At 49.1% G+C, this 18,200-nt stretch carries 13 protein-coding genes; 1 reads left to right on the top strand and 12 read right to left on the bottom strand.

Features of this window, described 5'->3' with window-relative positions; all coding sequences use genetic code 11:
• Positions 1 to 71: 71 nt before the first annotated feature.
• The 3 genes from U9S71_RS02775 to U9S71_RS02765 are packed head-to-tail and all read right to left on the bottom strand — an operon-like array spanning position 72 to position 5,327.
• A complete protein-coding gene (locus U9S71_RS02775) occupies positions 72 to 908 on the bottom strand; it encodes a 3-keto-disaccharide hydrolase (protein WP_326325065.1) in 837 nt (278 codons plus the stop codon).
• On the bottom strand, positions 898 to 3,840 hold the full coding sequence (locus U9S71_RS02770) for a PVC-type heme-binding CxxCH protein (RefSeq protein ID WP_326325064.1): 2,943 nt from the start codon (positions 3,838 to 3,840) through the stop codon (positions 898 to 900). The genes U9S71_RS02775 and U9S71_RS02770 overlap by 11 nt, the downstream gene beginning before the upstream one ends.
• 38 nt (positions 3,841 to 3,878) lie before the next feature.
• On the bottom strand, positions 3,879 to 5,327 hold the full coding sequence (locus tag U9S71_RS02765) for a hypothetical protein (RefSeq protein ID WP_326325063.1): 1,449 nt from the start codon (positions 5,325 to 5,327) through the stop codon (positions 3,879 to 3,881).
• A 339-nt stretch (positions 5,328 to 5,666) separates the two neighbouring features.
• Between U9S71_RS02765 and U9S71_RS02760 the strand changes: the two genes are divergently transcribed.
• Entirely contained in the window at positions 5,667 to 6,371 is a 705-nt protein-coding gene (locus tag U9S71_RS02760; RefSeq protein ID WP_326325061.1) for a GntR family transcriptional regulator, read from the top strand.
• Here U9S71_RS02760 and U9S71_RS02755 read toward each other — a convergent pair.
• The 9 genes from U9S71_RS02755 to U9S71_RS02715 form a co-directional block, all read right to left on the bottom strand.
• Entirely contained in the window at positions 6,368 to 7,777 is a 1,410-nt protein-coding gene (locus tag U9S71_RS02755; protein ID WP_326325060.1) for a sugar MFS transporter, read from the bottom strand. The genes U9S71_RS02760 and U9S71_RS02755 overlap by 4 nt on opposite strands.
• A gap of 147 nt (positions 7,778 to 7,924) precedes the next feature.
• Positions 7,925 to 11,365 carry a pyruvate carboxylase gene (locus U9S71_RS02750; RefSeq protein ID WP_326325059.1) on the bottom strand — a complete coding sequence of 1,147 codons (3,441 nt, stop codon included), beginning with the start codon at positions 11,363 to 11,365 and terminating at the stop codon, positions 7,925 to 7,927.
• A gap of 19 nt (positions 11,366 to 11,384) precedes the next feature.
• The gene (locus tag U9S71_RS02745) at positions 11,385 to 11,648 is read right to left on the bottom strand and encodes a hypothetical protein (protein ID WP_326325058.1); all 264 of its coding nucleotides are present in this window, start codon (positions 11,646 to 11,648) and stop codon (positions 11,385 to 11,387) included.
• 436 nt (positions 11,649 to 12,084) lie between these two features.
• Positions 12,085 to 12,840, bottom strand: coding sequence for an SDR family NAD(P)-dependent oxidoreductase (locus U9S71_RS02740; protein WP_326325057.1), 756 nt, complete (start codon positions 12,838 to 12,840; stop codon positions 12,085 to 12,087).
• An 8-nt stretch (positions 12,841 to 12,848) separates the two neighbouring features.
• The gene (locus tag U9S71_RS02735) at positions 12,849 to 13,622 is read right to left on the bottom strand and encodes an SDR family NAD(P)-dependent oxidoreductase (protein WP_326325055.1); all 774 of its coding nucleotides are present in this window, start codon (positions 13,620 to 13,622) and stop codon (positions 12,849 to 12,851) included.
• Between the two features lie 43 nt (positions 13,623 to 13,665).
• Positions 13,666 to 14,841 (bottom strand): mandelate racemase/muconate lactonizing enzyme family protein, encoded by a 1,176-nt coding sequence (locus tag U9S71_RS02730; RefSeq protein WP_326325054.1) that lies wholly within the window; start codon positions 14,839 to 14,841, stop codon positions 13,666 to 13,668.
• Positions 14,842 to 14,877: 36 nt separating this feature from the next.
• Positions 14,878 to 15,804 carry a DUF5107 domain-containing protein gene (locus U9S71_RS02725; protein WP_326325053.1) on the bottom strand — a complete coding sequence of 309 codons (927 nt, stop codon included), beginning with the start codon at positions 15,802 to 15,804 and terminating at the stop codon, positions 14,878 to 14,880.
• A complete protein-coding gene (locus U9S71_RS02720; protein ID WP_326325051.1) occupies positions 15,788 to 16,555 on the bottom strand; it encodes a PIG-L deacetylase family protein in 768 nt (255 codons plus the stop codon). Before U9S71_RS02720 ends, U9S71_RS02725 begins: the two co-directional genes overlap by 17 nt.
• 19 nt (positions 16,556 to 16,574) lie before the next feature.
• Positions 16,575 to 18,197 carry an SLC5 family protein gene (locus U9S71_RS02715; protein ID WP_326325049.1) on the bottom strand — a complete coding sequence of 541 codons (1,623 nt, stop codon included), beginning with the start codon at positions 18,195 to 18,197 and terminating at the stop codon, positions 16,575 to 16,577.
• Positions 18,198 to 18,200 lie beyond the last annotated feature (3 nt).

Below are 18,200 nucleotides of genomic sequence, written 5' to 3'. Positions count from 1 at the left end.
TATTCGCTGTTCTCTTATATTTATTGTCGTATTTATCCTCGTGCCCTACCGCCATTCTCACATTCCTTTTATTATAACGGTAAAAGTTCGATCTTTCGGATAAACAACGCTGCGCCCTCCGACTGGATTTGGATTTTCCCCTTGCTGGGCCGAACGTTGATTGCTTGGTTCACCAACACGTTGTTTACGTAGATATCAATGGTGTCTCCCTTTACAATACATTCGATTTCATTCCATTGACCATCAGGATAGTCGATGTCTTGTGCGCCCCGGAAACCGAGCGTATCTTTCCATTGCGGGTCCCGGCCAAACCAATTGATCCGACCGCCATTTATTTCGACCCATTCCCCTCCTTTTTGATAAACCGGCGTAGCACCATGTCGTTCCTTGGCCACTGGGCTCGTGATTGCGAAGTGGTCACTCCCATCACCCACGACGATAAAGTCGCCTACTCCTCCTTCAATAATATTGCACTCGATGGAATTCATCCAGATGCCCTTATATCCACCATCTTCGCCCACGCAATGAAAGAGAATACCGCTATCCCTTGCCCGGTGTTTACGCGTACCGTAGGTTTTTTTACCCCACCTGAATTCGACGACCAAACGGTAGTTTTCGTATTCCTCATTCGTGGTAATGGCGCCCCATTCCTTACCGGATATGTGGATTTGGTTGTTACGTACCGTAAATACGCGCTTGGGGTCCTTATTCACGCCTCTCCCTTGGAGAAACGTATACCATCCGTCCAGGTTTTTCCCGTTAAATAATGCAACGGCTTGCCGCCCTGTGGTATCTGATGCTGCACCAATACCTGCAGCCGCCGGGAAAACCAATGCCAGCAGGCCGCATAGCCCGGCTGTAAGCCCTAATTTTGCTATCACATTAACGATCATTCTGTTATTCTCCATCACCGTGTTTTAAGTAAGCGATCAAATTAGCTAATTCTTCTCTTGTCATGGTTTGTTCCAAGCCTTCAGGCATCAACGAAATCCCCGAATTTGTAAGCGATTCAATTTGGCTTCTCAATATGGTTTCGTCCGACCCGAACGCCGTTCGCAGGGTTAAACTATTTTCCGTTTCGGAAGCCACCCTACCCGATACCGTTGTGCCGCTTTTCGTCCGTATAACTACCGACTGATATGCCGGATACACCTCGTAATTCGGCACCAACGTATGCAACAATAACGCATCCGGCGGCTGGTTTTTTACGCCCGTTAGGTCGGGACCTACCTGCCCACCCTTACCTGCATACGTGTGGCATACTGCACAATGCGACTGGAAAACGGCAGCGCCCGCTTTCGGATGCGCGTCGTAATCCAGTACTTCGCGGTAACTTTGGTATACACTCATCCGATCACCCCCCTCCAGTTCCTTGAACAATTCATTGGCCCGTTCGCTAATGGAGGTATCCTGGTGTTTCATCAATCGCTTACGGTCGACGGAGGAAATCTCAGCAGGGGCAATGGTACCATTCTCAATTGCGGCAAACAACACCGGTATAAATGTTGTACCACCCGTGAGGGCAGAGATGACAGCCGGCTTTACCTTGGGTGAAAACGCCGTCCATTTCTTTTTGTCGGTAAGCAGCATGGCTCCCCGCGGATCGTTGAGCCGGGAAAGCGTCCGGATAGCCTCCAGTTGAACGGCTGGTGGATACTGGGCATCCAGAAGTGTATTCAGTATACCCTTCGACTCGCTATACGTGGTAAAACCCAACAGGCTGATGGCCCTCACCCGCAACGCCTCACTCGTCCCGTCTTTGACCGCCAGCCCTTTTACTTGGTCAACAAAGGACGCAAGTATCCTATGGGGCACGTTGTTACCTATCGCAGCAAGCACACCGTTCACAGCGCTTTCGATTTCCTTGCTTCTATTGCTCAGACCATCGGCCAAACCGTACAGTGCTGCAATCCGCCATTCGTCGGCCTTTCCTGACGAGACGAGCCGATCGAAGAGCGAACGTGCTTCAGCCAAACTGCCACTATGGCCAAGCAACTGTCCCAAATCTTGCATTACCGCCGCAAAAGCAACCTTATTTTCGACCTTAAGCGACCCAAAGACCGACAGAAATTCGGTCGTGCGGCCGGAGATACCGCTTAGCACAGCGGCCCTTGTCCATTTATCAGCACCGTCCTGCGCAGCGATGGTTGCCAGCGGCACAATCATTTCCGGCAAATCGATATCGCCCATCGCTAGCGCAGCCAGGTACCGTACCCGGGGCGATTCATCCTGGGCAGCCGCTATCAGGGCGGGCACTAGGTTCGGGAATGCTTCTGCTTCAGCCTGTGTCAACTGCACGGCTTGCTCGCACACAGCAGCGTCTTTGTCTTTGAAGAGGTGCTCCCACGTCTCGCTATCCAGAGCGTCCATGATCCGGAGCAGCCAAAAGGCCCTTGATCGGCTAGCGGGATAATCATCGTTCAGTGCAATCTCCTTGAGCAACGGAACGGCCGCCGCTGGCTTCCGCTCCAATAGCAGCCGGAACGCCGTAGCCTGCCGCCACTCCTCGCGCGAGGACAACGCCCGTACCACTTGCGATACCGTCGATCCGCTGGCTACACGGCCAATGGTATCCTGACTACCTCGTTTGAAATCTTCTCTGACTACCCGGTATATGCGCCCGTCGGTTTTACCACTTTCAAAATCCAGTTTGTCACGCATTTCCTTCGGAACATACGATGGGTGATCAATCACCTTGCGATGCATATCGGCGATATACAGGCTACCATCGGGCCCGTGCTGTGCAAATACCGGCCTAAACCATTCGTCGGTCGATGCAAGGAACTCCTTTCCGTGCTCGGCTATTTCTGAGCGGAAACTCGCCCCATCTTCCGAAACAACTTGGCGCTGAACCAGGTTCTGGGCCGATTCACAGATGAAAATATTGCCTTGGTGGTCGGGGGTCAATCCGGTTCCATGGAAAACCACCAATCCGCTGGCTGCTGTAAACGTTCCCGCATGGGACCGACCAATAAGATTAGGGATGTAATCGGCCGTTGTGACCGCACTGCTTATGGGATATACCACGGCATCGGCCTCCACGGCAGATACATTTTGGATGGTCTCGCTAAACGCTAAACTAGGATTTCGACCCAGATACCCAGGCTCCATGACGATCTGCATGACCGGATGCCGGTTCGAAGAACCGAAACGCCTCCCGTACGGGTCGATGGTCAGACCGAACTGGCTTTTCCCACCCGTCACCTGAAATTCAAACGTTTCAGGATGAAAACGACCATCGGCCGCCGTATAAACCACCGGTTCCCGTTCGGGATATTCCGGAGACGTGACGGTCCCCCCATTCAAGCCACCGGTTACGTAAACCCATCCGTCAGGCCCCAGTGTGGGGTGGCTCATACGGATTTGCGCCGTCTTGGTATCATTGAAACCCGTTAGGATAATCTTTTTCACATCGGCAATCCCATCCCCGTCGGTATCTTTGAAATAGTAAATGTGAGGGGCACAGGTTACAAATACCCCTCCTTGCCAAGGTAGCACACCATTCGGATAAGTAAGGCCCGTTACAAAATCATGCCGTTGATCATAAACCCCATCGCCATCGGTATCCTCCAGCAGGGCAATGACCCCTTCCGTTGAGGCGTTACCACCTTCAGCTGGGTCTGGGTATCCACGATCCTCCACCACATACATCCGCTTGTCTTCGTCAAACGCAAACGCCACAGGGTCGATTACCAATGGCTCAGATGCGACGAGCTCAATACGCAGTCCGTCCTCAAGTTGAAAACTATCGAGTGCTTTACGAATCTGCTTATTCTCATTTCGGCCCCCACACGCATAAACAAATGACGATGCAACAAAAAGTATAATTAGATTTTTCATCGATTACGTTCACTCCATATACTCATAGTGCAAGTATACTATCTTAAGGTATCCAATAGTTGGAACAGTGTATCCAAGATTTTCTCCGAAGCGTCTACCTCCAAGTAACTTGAACGGGCCCGCCATGTTTCATACCCCCCCAATTGGTGCTGTGCAGGTGTTGGTAAATACCCATTGTATCCATTGGCAAGCCCAATGTTGAACGTTGGCTTAAAAGGGCTCCTCTCCTTGAGTTCCAACCCAACCTCAACAAACACTTCGGCGGGGATAGCCGTAATAGCAAAGTCGCCTATACGGAATGCTTGCAAAATAATATCCACCTGAGGGGGATAATCCTTTAGCAGTAATGTTTCGCGCGCATATATTTCTTCAAGTGAATTCATGATCGGGCCATCCGCATTTCGCATCACCTTTTCGGCTCGCACGATATCGCTCGAAGCTGGTAAACGGACGCCGAGGGATATTTCCGTTTGTGCAGCCCTTAGGGGTACCCAACTATGATACGGCGCATCGCGTATCGCCAGGTGAGACGCCGCAGCGACCTTGTCGGCCACCGAGTGCATCTTCCGATAGGGCAAAAGCGCCTCCCTTTTCTCTCCCGACCAATGGATATTATTGATATCACCACTGGTACCATTGGTCATCATGCCAACAAAGGGTGGGTGGAATGGGCTGCTCTCCGCGCCCACCAGCTCCCCGATGCGTGATGCAAACATCCCATAATAATCGGCAGATACGGTACCCGCCTCGACACCACCAACGTAATGAAGTGAATAATTTGCAAGTACAGCAATCGGTCGGCCGTCGAGTGCCTGAAGGGAAAGCGTCGGAACTTCCGGATCAACCGGACCCGCAGGTTTCAGCAGCGCGGGATTACCGACACCGGGATTCATTTTCACCTGGTCGGTTCCACCAAATGGATCAGGCAATGGCGTGCCGGGTTTCATATGCCAGCGCCGGTTATATACTTCGGTTGGCTCAGAACCGACTGCCCAAGCTATACGGGCCGGCTCCCTGTTCTGATAAGCCCGTACGATAGCATCTGCCGCTCTACTTGCCACGAACTCCAAGTAGGCCGAGTCGGGTTCACTCTGAAAAACACCACAGACTGTACCCGCCGAGTGCGTATGTGTAGCAGACATCATCATATGATCAACCGGAATACCCGTAAATTCATGTGCGCGTTGCTTCGCCTTGTCGAGCACCTCCCGAGACACCATACAAAGATCGAGCACAACGAATGCCAATAGCGTCTGGCCATCATCCAATACCAATGCACGAGCGTGGGTATCATCGTGGATATGCTTAATAAGTACATCCTTCATATTACCGTTGATGGATGTGCCGATGGGGGGCGTAATTGTGCTCGTAGCTGCTCCGGCCTTAAATACGTTGCCAGCTACTTGAAGCGCCTGTGCCAAGAGCGCAAATGGAAACCAGCAGACAAGCAGCGTCAAAAATGCATTGAAAAAAGTTTGCTTCATCATTCGTAAGTTAGGTAGCTATACTCAGTTATCATGATACCGAGACATTGTTTACATGGCTAATTACATTTATAATTACACAAAGATATTAACAACTCTTGTATACACAAGAAAAATCAAAATAAATATATTTTTAAAAGAAAAAATAATTGTAAATTACTGATTATAAGGATTTATAATAATAAATTATAATTTAATCAAAAAATAATTTGTATATACAAGCGTAATATAACTTGAAATAAACAACAAAAAAAACACCCCTAATCCACCACTTGTATATACAACATGGATATTTTAGTTAGATTTGTATCATTTATTTGGCACATCATCGACCATACACATATGAACACACCTCTTTATAAGACGCTCATTAACGACTTGAAAAAACAAATCGACGATGGCCATTATAAAAAAGGCGATCTACTTCCTTCTGAAAACGATCTATGCAAAACCTATGGAACCACCCGCCCTACCGTACGGCAGGCATTAGGTGAGTTGACACGGATGGGATATATCATTCGTCACCACGGTAAGGGAAGCATTGTATCCGAACCGAAAAATGGTTTAGGCATCCTATCACTCAAAGGATCAACCGCAGGTGTAGGTAAGAAAAACTTACGGACCGAAATGCTGGTAAAATCTAAACGGATGGCATGGCCGGCCGATTTCCCATACGATCTAACGGAAGAACAAAAGGAGGCTGGCTGCATATACCTTTCAAGGCTCCGTTACGTAAACGGACTACCCACGCTGTACGAAGAGACCTATATAACTGATATCGACTTACCCCGCTTCACCATGCATAACGTTGCCAACAACTCATTATTTGAAACGTTAAGAAAATACCACGGGGTAGAAATCAAAGAAGGTGAGCAGAAAATATGGGCTGTCATGGCGGATAAGCCCATTGCCAAACTACTTTCCATCAATTCGGGCGTGCCCATTTTGCACATGAAACGTAGTATGCACACCAACAAACCAGGTTTGCTTATTTATTCCTTCCTCTATTGCAACACAGCGGAATATTTCATCCAGGACTATTTCTAATGCCCCCCGCCGACCGGTTCCGATTTCTTAACCGTACCAAGCTTCCGGCCACAATACAATCCATATCCGGCGATATAGGCATAGCAAATGGCTGGGATGATAAATGACGGCTTCAGCCCAATGGTATCGGCCATCCACCCCTGCAACAGTGGAATCAACGCACCGCCCAGAATACCCATCACCAATAAAGAAGCTCCCTGGCTCGTATGTGGGCCCAGGCCCGTAATGGCCAGTGTGAAGATATTGGACCACATGATGGAGTTGAACAAACCAACAGCCAAGAGGGTCCACATGGCCCAGCTGCCCGTACCCCAAACAGTGGCGAGCAGTAGCCCAATGTTCACCAACGCAAACACCAGCAACGTACGGGCGGCCATCGACCGGCCAATTGCAAAAGCGCCGAAATTGAGCAGGATAAACAGCAGAAACGCAGCTACCTGCGCGAATGTCAGATCAACGATGCTGTATATCAAGAGAAAAACGAGCAGCGCCGCTACGACCATGAATACTGCTTTACGCGCCCCCTTCAATTTGTCATTCAATGAGATTGCCCCAAGGAAACGGCCGATCATCGCACCGCCCCAGTATAGCGCAAGATAATTCTTGCCCACATGCTCTCCCACGCCCATAATCTCCGGCTGACCGATGAAGCTGATGATCAGGCTTCCGATAGCGACTTCAGCACCCACGTAAAAGAAAATACCCATTACACCACCCCGCAGCTGCGGGAATGCCAGTGCTCCAAGCTTTCCGCCTTCTATCTCTTCTGCCTTGAATTTAGGTAAGCGTACAAACCAGACAAGCACCGCCACCAACATGAACAGCAACCCGAAAATCAAATATGGAATCTTCGTAGCCTCCGCGGTAATTTCACCGCCGTCGGCGAAAAATTCAAAAACCAGGTAACCGCCTAGTACCGGCGCAATGGTGGTGCCCAATGAATTGAACGCCTGCGCCATGTTTAACCGGCTCGACGCTCCTTCAGGACTACCGAGTATGGCAACGTACGGGTTCGCAGAAATCTGCAATAAGGTAAACCCCAATCCCAATGTAAACAAGGCCAACAGGAACATGGAGTATATCGCCATCGTCTCCGCAGGATAAAAAAGCACACATCCCAATGCCGAAATCACCAAACCGATGATAATCCCACCCTTGTAGCCAATTTTATTGATCGGATCCCCATACAGATAGGAAATGAGGAAATAGATCACCGAGCCAACGAAGTATGCGCCAAAAAAAGCAAACTGCACCAGCATCGCCTGGAAATAGCTCAGCTGGAAAAGCTCCTTCAGATGTGGAATGAGAATATCGTTCATACAGGTGATGAAGCCCCACATAAAAAACAACGTGGTCAATGTGGATAGGGCTACCTGGTAATTCGGTTTATTTTCCGCTTGCGTCATAGCTTTGTTTTGTCTGGTATATACGGTGCTAAAGTACCTAAAAACCGAGAGTAGGCAATGATAATTTGCAAAAAAGCTAAATCGTTAAATTATACTGACTATCAATCAGATAATTACAATCCACTCGACATGTGCAAGGATTACGTACTATTCGGCTTCAAGCACTAAATCATCGGTATTTACCAATGTGCCCGCGCTAAGCACAATCTTCTTCACCGTGCCCGCTACCGCTGCGGTGACGGTCGTTTCCATTTTCATGGCTTCGATAATGAAGAGCGGTTGGTTCACCGCTACAGCATCCCCTTCAGTCACAAACACAGCAGACAGTAGCCCCTGCAATGGCGACCCCACCTGCTGAGGATTGCTCAAGTCTGCCTTTTTATTCTCCTTACGCGTAGCGTTTGAGCTGACATCGTGTATTTCGAGGTTCCGTGTCTGCCCGTTCAACTTAAAGAAAACAATCCGTTTACCTTCCGCGTCCGGTGGACCGATAGATCCCAGCTTTACTAGCAGTGTTTTACCCTTAGCAATTTCGACGGTGGTCTCTTCGCCCGGTTCCATCCCATACAGGAAATACCGTGTGGGCACGACAGAAACATCGCCATACTTCCGATAAGCCAGCAAATAATCGGCAAATACTTTCGGATAAAATTGATAACTCAAATAATCGGTAAAATCCAGATCGTCGCCAAAGTTTGCCAGAAAATCGCGGAAGCCCGAATCCATGTCTAATGGTGGCAGGTGTGTATTGGGCCGTTCGGTATAGGCCTGCTGTTCTTTCAGCACCATCTGCTGCAGTTTCATAGGAAATCCGCCCTCTGGCTGACCGATATCGCCTTTGAAAAACGACACCACTGAGTCGGGAAACGACAGGATAGCGCCCTTAGCCATCACGTCTTCTGCCGTGAGGTTATTGGCCACCATATATTGCGCCATATCGCCCACCACCTTCGAGCTGGGTGTCACTTTCACGATGTCGCCAAACAGCCTGTTTGCCTCGCCGTAGCTCCGTTTGATATCGACTATACGATCGCCCAAACCGAGGGCAGTGGCTTGCTGCCTCAGGTTGGAATATTGCCCACCCGGTATCTCGTGTCGGAAAACTTCAGCAGATCCGGCCTTCATACCCGATTCGAACGGCATATAGTAGGTGCGCACCGCCTCCCAATAGTTACTGTATGCATTCAAGCTATCCACATCGAACGGGGTTTCGCGCTCGTGAAAACGCATCATCTCCACTACGGCATTGAGGTTCGGCTGAGAAGTAAGCCCAGAAAGTGCACCAAGTGCACAATCCACCACATCTACACCGGCCTCGATGGCTTTGAGGTAGGTAGCTGTTTGCAACGACGACGTATCGTGCGTGTGTAAGTGTATGGGAATCTTCACCGTATCCTTCAACGCCGTGATCAGTTCTTGCGCTGCGTATGGCTTCAGCAAGCCTGACATATCCTTCAAACCCAATATATGAGCTCCCGCACTTTCTAAATCTTTAGCTTTGCGCAGGTAATAGTTCAGATCGTATTTGGTACGCGATGGGTCAAGGATATCACCTGTATAGCAAAGCGTACCCTCTGCAAGCCCCCCCGTGCGCTTCCTCACCATCTCGATGCAAGGAGTGATGTTTTCCATCCAGTTGAGCGAATCAAAAATCCGGAAGATATCAACACCCGTTTCCCAACTCCGTTCTACGAACGCTTCGATGAGGTTATCGGGATACGCCGCATACCCCACCCCATTGCATCCGCGAATTAGCATTTGCAGCAAGATATTGGGGATGGCCTTTCGCAATTTCGCCAACCGCTGCCACGGATTTTCCAATTGGAAGCGTAGGCACACATCAAACGTGGCCCCGCCCCACACCTCCATACTGAAAATTTGCGGATGTGTCTTTGCAAAGCCTCCCGCCACTTTCAGCATATCGTACGTACGCATGCGGGTAGCCAATAGTGACTGGTGCGCATCGCGCAGGGTGGTATCGGTATATTGTATCCGCTTTTCATCGACCAACCATTTGGAAAAGCCTTCTGGGCCAAGCTCCGTAAGACGATCTTTGGTCCCTTTAGGATATGACGCCTGTATATTGACCCCGGGTACGGCGGGCACCTCCAAGTGCAGCGGCCGTGATGCGCCTTTCGCGTCCGGATTGCCGTTTACCGATATATCCCCGAGGAACTGAAGCAATTTGGTGCCGCGGTCAAGCCGCCCCACCGGTTTTAACAGCTCGGGATGTGCCGCTATGAACCCCACTGTGGCCTCTCCCGAAAGGAAAACCGGATGGGTAACGAGGTTCTCGAGAAATCCAATATTGTTTTTCACTCCCCGTATTCGAAATTCGCGGAGTGCCCTATCCATCCGCTTAGCTGCTTCGGCCAATGTATTTCCATGGGTGCTCACTTTCACGAGCATCGAGTCGAAAAATGGGCTCACCTTCATTCCTAGGTAGGCACTTCCTTCGTCGAGCCGCACACCGAATCCAGCAGCATTTCGGTAGGTGATAATCGTGCCATAATCCGGCTTGAAATCCGTCGTCGGATCTTCTGTTGTTATCCGGCATTGGATAGCGTAGCCATTTAGTGGGATGGCTTGCTGGTTGCCCAGACCAACCCTTTGGTCGGTGAGCCGGTGGTCCGCGGCAATATAAAGCTGCGTTTTGATCAGGTCTATGCCCGTCACCAGCTCGGTTACCGTGTGTTCCACCTGGATGCGGGGGTTCACTTCGATGAAATACACACTACCCGTGGCATCCACCAGAAACTCGACCGTACCTATATTATCATAGCTTGCATGTTTGGCGATGGCCGTCGCATATACATATAATTTGTTTCGCGTTTCATCCGTTAGGTTTGCGGCCGGGGCTACCTCCACCACTTTCTGGAATCGCCGCTGTACCGAGCAATCGCGCTCATAGAGGTGGACCACGTTACCATGGCGGTCGCCCGCGATTTGCACTTCGATATGGCGTGGGTTTTCAATGTATTTTTCCAAGAATACCGTCCCGTCACCAAATGCTTTAAGCGCTTCATTTCGCGCACTATTGAATGCAGCTTCCAGGTCGGCGTCGTTGCGCACCACGCGCATACCCCGACCGCCACCACCAGCTGCTGCCTTCAGCATCAGCGGATACCCGATGCGGCATGCTTCCGCAAGGGCATCGGCCATCCCATCCAACGTTTTATCGCTGCTTTGAATGATAGGTACACCGGCCTCTTGGGCTACTTCCTTGGCCCTCACCTTATCGCCCAACATATCCATTACCGCTGGCGAGGGTCCCACGAATACGATACCTTCGTCAGCACAACGGCGAGCGAATGCCGCATTCTCCGATAGGAAGCCATAACCCGGATGTATCGCATCGGCACTACTTTCCTTGGCAATGTCGATGATGGCTTCGATATCGAGGTAAGGCTTCAATGGATCGTGGTCATCGCCCACTTGGTACGCTTCATCCGACTTGTACCGGTGCAGCGAATACCGGTCTTCAAATGTATAGATGGCGACGGTGCCGATTCCCAACTCATTGCATGCCCGACTGACACGGATAGCGATTTCACCGCGATTAGCGATGAGTACCTTTTTGATATCCATAGATTTCGATCTTTTTGTTTTATGCGGGTTCGCAAATCTGCTTTTGTTCCCCCAGCCCGTCGATGCCCCGTCGGGCAACGGGTGCAGCCCAACGTTCGCTTTCGGCGACGGCACTCGGGCGGGGGTGGATGGATAGGTATTCGTTTAATTTCTCCATTCCGCCACCGTTGAAAAATTCGCGATCCCAATCGCTGAAACGATTGGATAAATCGCACCTCACATTGTGTTCATCCAAAATGCCTGGGCGTTCAGCCTCAAGATTTCCAAAACGGATTAGTTTCATGATTGTTGTAGAATTATATCAATGTCCATGTCGTACTTTCTTCCCAAAACTAATAAACCCTTATCGGTCTATATACATATTGGTAAGATAAGCGGTAGTTTTGATAAGATTAAGTAACGAGATACAAATATAGCCGGCAAAAACCAAAAAACATACACGAGGCTTGCGGATAAAGTATTTCATATAGCTAAACCTCGTCGGTACCTGAAAGTCGAGTGTAAAAGACAGCGGCAACATTGAATTTTCCGTGATTGCAGTCTCCATGAAGTTAGCTACATTCCCATCTACAACTACGCCATAATTTCCACTAAAAAACAGCTGATAATCACTGGCCAAAGACGTGATGGATGTGGGGTTAGGAACTAATCAGCGAACTCAGTTTATATCCGATTGGTTATGTGACCAACAACAAAAGTGTTCTGTTCGCCTACTTTCTTTAAAATGTTATCGTTAGCCCACCATCCACGGTAATAACCGACCCCGTAATATAAGTGGCATCCGGTCCCGCAAGAAAATAAGCCACACCTGCGATTTCGTCTGGCTTTCCGGCTCTCTTTAAAGGCAGGTGATCGTATTTGATATAGTTATCGCGAAACCACTCGGTCTCCAATTCGCTTTGCCCATCGCAATCAATTGACATCGGTGTATCGATGAAGCCCGGAGCGATCGTATTTACCAAAATATTCCGAGGCGCCAATTCCAGTGCCAACGAACGTGTAAACTGCGTAATAGCCGCCTTTGCCATTCCGTAAGCTGAACTTCCTTTTTCCACTCGCTCGTAATGGATAGAGGTGATATGGATGATGCGCCCTCCTTGTTTCATATATGGTACCAAGGCCCGGCAGCTTTTAACGGTACCGTATAGCATGACCTGTAACGCATTGTCCCAATTTCCAAAATCCGAATCCAGCGCTCCCAGGTGTTCTGATACGCCAATACTGTTGACAAGTACATCAAAGTCAGTATGCTGATCCCTCAGGTGTGAAACAAAATTTTGTAAATGCGATTCGTTCCGGATATCCAATTGGATAGCTTCATGATCATCTCCAACTAAATCGGCGTAGGCTGCATCCAATTTATTCTGATCTGATGAAGCAATGATGACCAACCAGCCCTCTTTCGCAAAACGTTCGGCAATGGCTTTTCCAATTCCGGATGAACCGCCTAAGACTACTATTTTCTTTCTTGACATATAGTTTGTTAATAGGTGGCCCGGCCCCCTGAAATATCGTATATAAACCCTGTTGAAAAACTGTTTTCCGGCGAAACAATAAAGCTAGCCATAGCTGCTACCTCATCTACGGTACCTAAACGCCCCATCGGAATCTTACTGGTCATATAAGCCAGTTGTTCCGGGTCGGTATCTTCGTTCATCGCTGTTTTGATCACCGCGGGAGCTAGACCATTAATGGTAATCTCTTTGTTGGCAAACTCCTTACCCAATCCTTTTACCAAACCGATCACGCCGGCCTTGGTCGAGGAATAACCGGCCATGAACGGATTCCCCTCTTTCCCCGCTATGGACGCAATCAATAGCATGCGCCCGTATTGGCACTTCTCCATATGCGTCAACCCATACTTAGCCATCAAAAATGCACCGCGGAGGTTCACGCGATAAACACGATCAAAATCGTCTACGCCATATTCCAATATGGACGTGCTTGTAGGCCCTACTATACCGGCAGAATTAATGACCACATCTACTCTTCCAAATTTTTTGATAACCGTTTCGTACCCGGCTATTACCTCGTGTTCGCTTACGATATCCACGCGTACCCCGAGTGCCTCTCTACCGAGGCCCTCGAGCTCATGTACAGTCGCTTGCAATTTCTGGCCGTTCACATCAAATAACGCCAACTTAGCGCCTTCCGCAGCCAGGCGCATGGCAATGGCCTTGCCCAAACCATCCGCACCGCCCGATATCACTGCGACTTGATTAACAAACCTTTTCCCGAACTCCTTATGATTAGTCATATTTTTCTTTATTCTTCGTCACTTTCAACAAATGTCATTTCGATTATAACGCTGGCGTATGATAGTGTACACGCCCATTGACCTTGATCTCCATTTCGACGATATACTTCTCCAGCCCTTCATTATTCATCGTCATGCCCAACCCAGGAGACTCTGGAACAACGATTTGTCCATTGGCATCCGGAAGGATCTTATTCGTGGTGATGTCTAATGCGAGTTGCTTCGGTTCAACCGGATATTCACAGATAACATCTTTTTCCAAACCCGCATAAGGCTGCAGCGATGCGCTAAGTGCTAAATGCGAAGTAAAGGTGTGGTTCACATAAGTAATTCCTTGCGCAGCCGCATCATCGGCCACCCGCTTCGCGGGAGTGATACCGCCTATGCGGCCGGTATCGATCTGTATAAACCCAAGGCCGGCGTAGTCGAGCATGGCCGCTGCTTGCACGTAATTATTACATCCTTCTCCCGCGGCGAGCGACACCTGGGGCTCGCTTTTCGCCAATTCAGCGTAGGGCCCCAGTGCCATGTTTGTAAATGGTTCTTCCAACCAATAGGCATTTACTTCTTTCAACGCGGCCAATCGTTCGCGGGCCACCGCTACATCTTCTCCCCATACCGTCCCCAAATCAATCATCAGGTACGCATCTTGGCCCAACCCCTCGCGTGCTGCCCGAAAATGAGCTGCATCTACGGCCGCGCTCTCCCTTCCGATCGGGCCCCAACCAAATTTAACGGCACGATAGCCCGATTTTTTCGATTCTACCGCTTTCTCATACGTCTGTTCCGGCGTATCTCCAAAAAGTTGGGAAGCATAGGGAGTTTTCGGAAATGCTTTTTTGTAACCTAACAATTTATAAACCGGCTCGTCCAATTTTTTGCCCAACAAGTCCCAAAGGGCAATATCAATACCTGAAAGCGTATGGTCGGCCTGTAAGAGATCAAAGCTATGGGCATGAACCTTCTGTGCGATTTTACGAATGTCTTCCGGCTCGTTGAGCGGCATTCCCTCCACCCCGTATCTCACGGGTTTACATGCACTGTGAGACATCGGGCATACATACGCAGCAATGGTCGGCAACGGTGCCGCCTCACATTCGCCCCAGCCTTCGAGGCCACCGGCGCGTACCCTAACTAAAGTTGCATCCTGACTACCATCGCCGATATCTAACACTTCGGGCATACTCAAATAAAAAAAATCAACGGACTCTATCTTCATCTTCTTTGCTATATATGATTGTTTTGATGTTTTCAACTATTGATTCGAACCGGCGTAAATCACTACTTGTGTGTCGAATGTTTCGCCGGGCTCCAATACGGAGCATTGTTTTAAATCTGCTGCTTCATTTACACTGACCGGCATCGCTGAAGCTGGCTCCAGAATTGCGGTATAATGATTTCTGAATTTTCCATAAGACGCGAAATACCATTGATAAGGGAATATGGCCTGATCATAATGATAAGAAAACCGGCTGCGCCCCTTGTCGACGATCAAACTCATGGTTCCCTCGGGTGAGTCGTAGAGGTAAAAGAAGTCCATGGTGTTGTTCTTTTCGGGTACGATAGATGCATCGATGCCGTCCATAACGGGCCATGTAAATTCACCGGCCTCCGCGAAACGGGAGGCCCCGGGGCTGACGACCTTTGCTTTTGTGGCGGGGCTGAGTAATTGGTCGCCTTCGCTGATACGCAAGGCGGCGTGCAATTTCCATAAAAAACGGCGACGTTCTGCCGACTGGTTGACCATATTGTATTGCAACGTAACCTTTGGAGCATCAATAGATAGACGGATCGTTTTCTTGTAATACAATCTGCTTAATGGCAAAACACCATACACGGAGACATCATCTCCCGACACCGAATAATCGAGCCTTGTCGTCCACAGCTCGCCATGGTCTGGATAATCTATCCCGTCGATACGTTCGGGAATATCGTTGGGCAACAATTCATCGATACCTCCCCAAAAATTGGAATCATAATCATCGCCGGTTTGGTTTTTCTGAAGCGAAAGCTCTGCATTATTCCACAAAAATTCCTTGTCCAATTGCTTACTATAGATGCTACTGATCTTACCGCCCAATGCCGGAATAACATCTACCCGTAAGCAATCATTTTCGATCGTAAGAATATCCAAGCCGTGCTCCATCCGTTGTGCGACCAAAATATTATTGTTTTCTTTCATAGATAAAAGGATGTAGTATGCTCTTTAATAAGTTGTCTTGCGGATAGCTAAAGCCCAGGTGTTGCCTGTAGCCTTCGGCATATGCTTTCCCGATCATCTTCCCATTACGTTCGGAAAATGATTTCATCAGTAGGACAAACTCATCCACCTTGGAGATGGACCGCAACCAATCTCGCTGGCTATGATGGCAGCAGAGCATTTCTTCTTTGATAGCGATGACGTCGCTGATATCCACAAATACATCTCCCACTACCTGCCTGCCATACCGATCTTTGCCTTGCACCGCATCGGCATAATAGAGATGGGGCACCTGCGCTAACATGGGCAAGCCCGGTGTTTCGATATTGGGTATGGTAGCGCCCATACAGGCCGTCTGAGCCAAATGGCTGGTAATTTCGTGGTCCAACATGTAATCGTCCGGACTTGCAGTAATGACCAGTGTAGGTTGTACCTCTCGAAATAGAGAAATGACCTTACTCAAGGTAGGCTTGTCGTATAGAATAAAAACATCTTCCGACTCCAGGCATTGGTAGCTGCCTCCAATGACGGCCGCCGCGGCCGCAGCTTCCTTGCGCCGCACCACACTAATCTCTTCGGCATTGAGCTGGGTCGAACCGGCTTGTCCGGGCGTCATCGTTGCAATGACAACCTGCCAACCCTGTTGAGCTAAAAGAGCTAATAATCCTCCGCTCAAAATCTCCGCGTCATCGGGATGCGCCATCAGGCAGAGTACTGTATTTTTATTTTTCATGTTCATATACCATTCCTAATTACCACCACAAGATGTAGAGCGTGCCATAAACCACCGCCATAAGCCCCGACCAAAGCCACACCGACTGCCACCAAGGCCGCCGTGGCTCATCGTTGGGAAGCCTCAACATCTTCGGCGTCCAGATCAGGTTGCCGATTTCCGTAACAACCCGTGGACGGGTATAAAGACTGACTACTACCATAATCAGCACACAAAATATTTGGGTAATACCGCCCGTTACATAAAAATTATCCAGACCGTACGCCGTGATGGTTACCGGTGCAAATAAAAGGGGAATGAAAACGAGTTGCACCAATGCTCCCAACGGGATGCCTACGATCAGCACGGTAAGAGAAGCCGCGGGCGTTGCTCTTTTCCAAAACATCCCTGCCAAGAAACAGGTAGCCACAGGGACGGCCAAGTAAGTAGACAACGATTGAAAGTAAATGAAGATTCCGCCCAGCTTACCGATAACTGGTGCATAAAGCACACTGAAAACCATCAATCCAACCGTGCACCACATACCTACCCTCACTAACTGCTTATCGTTTGCTTGCCTATTGATCCATTTTTTATATACATCATAAGTAAATAAAGTCGAAATCGAATTTAGGAAAGCAGAAATCGTAGACATAATCGCTGCTAGGATTCCGACCAATATCAACCCCTGCATACCCTTCGGGACGAGGTTAGCGATTAACATCGGGTAGACATTATCCACCTGGTCTGCCCCCACCCCAAACTCCGGGTGACCGGTATGCGCAAGTGCCCTCGCTATCATTCCAGGGAATATTTCCAGGAATGGACGGAGCAGCACAAATGCTAGGGCAAATACGATAGCCATACGCACATCCCATTCCGTTTTGGCCCCGAAGCCACGCTGAACCAGGGTCTGATTGATGCACGAGTAAAATAACTGTAGGTTAAACAGGGAGAATAGTACCGCATGCCAAGGCATAATAGGCGTATCCATGGGCTGCATGAGGTGAAAACCGCCCGGTGCATGATCCACGATATCCTGCCAACCGTTTTCCAGTTTGGCATAACCTAAGTAAAACAAAATCCCACCGGCCAAAAACATCAATATAAATTGAAATACCGAGGCATTGATCATGGAAGACATGCCCCCCGAAACGGTGAATGCACCGGATACCACGCCAAGGACCAATATCCCCTGCCAAAGTGGTATATCATAAATTACTTCAAACAGTTTGGCACCGCCATATAAAACCACAGCCAGACTTAGAAAAACATAACTAAGCAATAACAACACGCTGAATACGTCCTGGCTTCGTCTATCGAAACGCTCGCCTAGGTATTGCGGCATGGTAACGATGTTATTGCGCAGATACAGTGGGAAAAATAGAAAAATCAATGCCGTATAGACGAATACTGCGATTAGGTAGGAGTTAACCAACGGCAACCCCACCAGATATCCCATACCATTCATCCCGATCAGTTGCTCAGAATTGAGGCCCGTTGCTACGTAGGCGGCTCCAATAGCCCACCACGGCAACATCCCTTTCGATGTGAAATACTGCGCGGCGCTGTCTCTTTTACCACGACTGGACCATACGCCGATGACGATGATGATGATAAAGTAACCGACAATGGTGAGGATGTCTAAGGTACCTGCAGACATACA

The sequence above is a fragment of the Parapedobacter flavus genome, from assembly GCF_035818675.1.
Taxonomy (GTDB): domain Bacteria; phylum Bacteroidota; class Bacteroidia; order Sphingobacteriales; family Sphingobacteriaceae; genus Parapedobacter; species Parapedobacter flavus.
Note: the sequence above shows the minus strand (reverse complement) of the source record. Positions and strands in the feature narration are given on the sequence as shown.